A 3,943-nucleotide genomic window follows, 5' to 3' on the forward strand; every position below is an offset into this window, starting at 1 on the left:
ACGTCCTCGGGTTGGCCGGAAAAGATGACTGGGGCGTCGGCCAGCGCCTGCCCACGCTGCCACCTGCGCACCTCGCGCGGGTAGCCGGACTCAGTCAGCGAGTCCGCGCCCGTATCCGTGCCGACCAGCAGCGCATCTCCCGCCCACGAGACATAACTTTTCGCCTCCGGCAGGTCAAACGCGTCCCCCTCCACGAAAGCGCGCCGGGCAAGGTCGAATTCGCGGATCACCGTCGCGTCGGCGCCACCGCGCGAAAGTTTGATCAGCGCGCGGTCATACTGCGGGGCACGCACCACAGCACCCTTCCACACCCAGTCCTCGTCCTCGGAGGCGGCGAGAGCATCAATATCAACCAGTTCCTCCCAGGTGGGGGAGTCGGTGAGGTAATCGTCGAGAAGCGTCCTGCGCCACACCCCACGCGGACGGTCGGCATCGCGCCAGAAGTTATACAAAAACTCGCCGCGCCGGGTGACGTACGGAATCCGCGCGTTAGTATCCAGCACCTCGAGAATCCGCGATTGCAGCGGCTCAAGGTCAAATGCGGCGAGTGTGTTGTCCGACCACGCCTGCGCCCATTCGAGGGCGGGCTGGCCGGTGATGTCGTCGAGAAGCTTCGGGTCAATGTTGCGCATAAGACCCCAGCTTAACGACGAAGCCTCCGGCGATCTTTACATGCCGAACGACGGGGCGATGGTGTGGGTCCAGGACTTCTCCAGGTCGTCGCGCCAGCCCGGCCAGGAGTGGGTGCCGGCGTTGCGCAGCTCATAGTGAGCCGGGATGCCCTTGGAATCCAGCTTCGCCTTTAGGTCGTGGGTGCAGGCGTTCATTGCGGCCTCGATGGCGCCGCCTTCGACCTGGAGGGTCAGAGCGTTCGCGGAACCGACGGCAGGGTCCACGCCGCGTGCGGTGTAGTAGCCCACCATGTCGGTCTCTGCAGCCAGGCCGGTCGCGGTGGAGATGTACAGGTCGGTGCCGCGCAGCTGTTCTGCGTTGACCAAGGCGTCGTTGTAACGGTTGTAGGATCCGCCCATCGGGCCGTACATCATTTCGGGGGTGACCATGTTGAAGTCATTCAACGTGCCGGAACCACGCTGCACGGTCAGGCGCAGGAACTGGTACGGAATCGGGGTGGAGGTGGCGGCGCAGCCGGAGAATGACGCGACGGAATCGTAGAAGCCTGGGTTGTGCTCAGCCATGAGCAGCGCGGAGGTCGCGGACATGGAGAAACCAACAATCGCGCGGCGGTTATCGGCCTTTAGCTCTGCCTCGATCGGCCCCGGCAGTTCCTTGGTGATGAAGGTTTCCCACTTCTGGGGGCCCTTCAGGTATGGGGTGTTGAGGTCGTCCTTCAGCCAGTCCGCGTAGTAGGTGAACGCGCCGCCCTGCGGCACGACCACGTTGACGCCCTTCTTCTGGTAGAACTCCAGCTTGTTGGTCATCTTGAACCAGTCTGAGTCCTGCTCTGCGCCGCCTGCGCCGTTGAGCAGGTAGACGGTGGGTGCGCCCTCGATGTAGTTGCCCTCTGCGTCGCGTGCAGGGATGACACCGACTGGGACTTCGCGGTCCATCGAAGGCGAGTACACGGAGTACGCCTTGATGGTTTCGCCATCGACGTACTCTAGCCAAGTCTGTGGCTCACCGGTGGTGACTGCCTTTGGCTGCCAGTCGAGTGGCTTCACGGTGCCGACTGCGGTTTCACCAGCGACTTGGGCGGGGGTCAGTTCAGCGGCGGTGGCGGGGGTGACGCCAGCTGCGATGGCCAGGGCGGTGCCCACGGCAAGGAGGGGACGCTTCAGCTTCATGGAGGGAGGCTTCCTATTCTTTTCTTTGGCTTCTTTGGACGTTCGGCTTTTCACCGGTGTTTCACAGGTGCGCCACAATTCACGTATCGTACCTAGGGTATGCGATGTTACGTCCCCGTGTGCACCTTAATCTGCTGTTTGTGGTTGCACAAGTGATTAATGTGGCACAATGCGGGTTAACGTTTGCTGGATTCCTGGCGATAAACGTAGCGTACCCATCGCACATTCACACGACTTTTTACAAGAAAGGGACTTGACTATGTCTCCCATCGAGCAAATACAGCTTTACCTCAACGAATTCCTCGGCCAGCTGATTCACGCGGGTTCGTCGACATCGTCGACCATTGCGCTCGGCCTGGGCATGTTCTAGGTTTCTAGATCCCGATACACAAAAAGGAGGGCACCCGCTGTGGGTGCCCTCCTTAATTTATTGCGTTAATTACAGATTTGCCGACGAGAAGTTAGCAGATCCTTCATCCGCGGCCGGCTCGGCCTCGACATCGTCGAATAGTGCAGGCTTGATGACGAGGTCCCAGGACTTCTTGAGGTCCTCGCGCCAGCTCGGCCAGGAGTGGGTGCCGGTGTTGCGCAGCTCGTAGTGCGCTGGGATATTCAAGCTGTTGAGCTTCGCGCGCAGGTCGTGGGTGCACGCGTTCATCGCGCCCTCGATGACCCCGCCTTCGACAGCGAGCGTGGAGCTTGCGGCCAGCGCGGCGTTCGGGTTTCCGCCGTTGTTTGTCAGCAGGGTCCCGAACATGTCGCTCTCGGACTGCAGGCCAGTTGCCGTGGAGATGTACAACGCGGTGCCTTCCAGCTTGTCCGCATTAACCAGTGCGTCGTTGTAACGGTTGTAATCAGAGCCGACTGGGCCCCAGATGCTTTCTGGAGTCATGCCGTTAGCACCGCGGGCAACAGTCAGGCCGGTGTAAAAGTAAGGCAGCGGGGTGGAGGTGGCTGCGCAGCCGGAGAAGGACCCGACGGCGTCGTACATGCCCGGATTGTGCTCTGCCAGAAGCAGGGCCGAGGTTGCGGACATGGAGAAGCCGACTACCGCACGCTTGTCGTTGGCGTTGAGGTGGCCTTCAATCGCGCCCGGCAATTCCTTTGCCAGGAACGTCGACCACATCTGCTTGCCCTTGTAGTAGCCCTGCTCGCCTGGGTTGGTCTGCCAGTCGACGTAGTAGGAGAACGCGCCTTCCATCGGGATGACGACGTTCACGGGCTCGCCCTTAAACGTTTGGTTGAACGTTTCTCCGGCCAGGTTCAGCCAGTCGGTGTCCTGCTCCGAGCCGCCTGCGCCGTTGAGGAGGTAGAGGGTTGGCGCGTCGTCGATACGCACACCGTTTTCATCGAGTGCCGGGCGGACGGCGATGGGGATCTCGCGCCCCATCGAAGGCGAGTAGACGCTGTGCGCTTCCAGCCCATTCTTGCCGACCTGCTTGAACCACTTCTGGTCCTCTCCCGTCGCCGTATTCTTGGGAGCCACCTCCAGCGGCTTGATGGTAGCGGTGCCCTCGGCCGCGGGTTCCGGTGTGTCCAGCTCGGGCGTTTCGACGTTGGTCTCTGGAACTACAGTTGGCTGATCAGTCTCTTGGGCGGTGGCTGGGACGGCACCAGCAGCAATCGCGATCGCGGCCGCGGCGGCCAGCATGGGGCGCATAATCTTCATGGGTGAGGGGTCCTTCAAGTTGCACGGGATATGTACTTCTCAGAACTATATCCCGTTTCATAGTTCCGTGGTAGTGGACTGATACCTGCCCCCGCAGGGGTGGAAACGGCCACAAGAGTACAGTCGTATGCGTATTCTTGGGGGCATGGCTAAAGAACACTATGACGTTGTTGTACTTGGTGCGGGCCCTGGCGGGTATGTCGCCGCGATTCGCGCGGCCCAGTTGGGCAAGAAGGTAGCGGTTATTGAGAAGCAGTACTGGGGCGGTGTCTGCTTGAATGTGGGCTGCATCCCCTCTAAGTCGCTGATCAAGAACGCCGAAGTGGCGAATATCTTCACCCATGAGAAGAAGACCTTCGGTATCAAGGGCGATGTGGAATTCGATTACGAGGATGCGCATAAGCGCTCCCGTAAGGTCTCGGAGAAGATCGTCGGCGGTATCCACTACCTGATGAAGAAGAACAAGATCACC

General features: G+C 60.6%; 3 protein-coding genes and 1 pseudogene. 1 reads left to right on the forward strand and 3 read right to left on the reverse strand.

The features are described from left to right. From ACHFGA_RS05300 to ACHFGA_RS05310, 3 genes and pseudogenes are all read right to left on the reverse strand, one after another. A pseudogene (locus ACHFGA_RS05300) lies at window positions 1-632 on the reverse strand (S9 family peptidase); the annotation flags it as partial. A 36-nt stretch (window positions 633-668) separates the two neighbouring features. After that, window positions 669-1,802: an alpha/beta hydrolase gene (locus tag ACHFGA_RS05305; RefSeq protein WP_394281379.1), complete on the reverse strand. Its 1,134-nt coding sequence runs from the start codon at window positions 1,800-1,802 to the stop codon at window positions 669-671. Window positions 1,803-2,241: 439 nt separating this feature from the next. Beyond that, the gene (locus ACHFGA_RS05310; protein ID WP_394281380.1) at window positions 2,242-3,471 is read right to left on the reverse strand and encodes an alpha/beta hydrolase; all 1,230 of its coding nucleotides are present in this window, start codon (window positions 3,469-3,471) and stop codon (window positions 2,242-2,244) included. Between the two features lie 145 nt (window positions 3,472-3,616). On the opposite strand from ACHFGA_RS05310, the gene ACHFGA_RS05315 reads away from it, so the two are divergent. Further along, window positions 3,617-3,943, forward strand: a 327-nt coding sequence (locus ACHFGA_RS05315) for an FAD-dependent oxidoreductase (RefSeq protein ID WP_394281381.1), incomplete at its 3' end; no start/stop codon positions are given.

Source organism: Corynebacterium sp., assembly GCF_043426755.1.
Lineage (GTDB): Bacteria > Actinomycetota > Actinomycetes > Mycobacteriales > Mycobacteriaceae > Corynebacterium.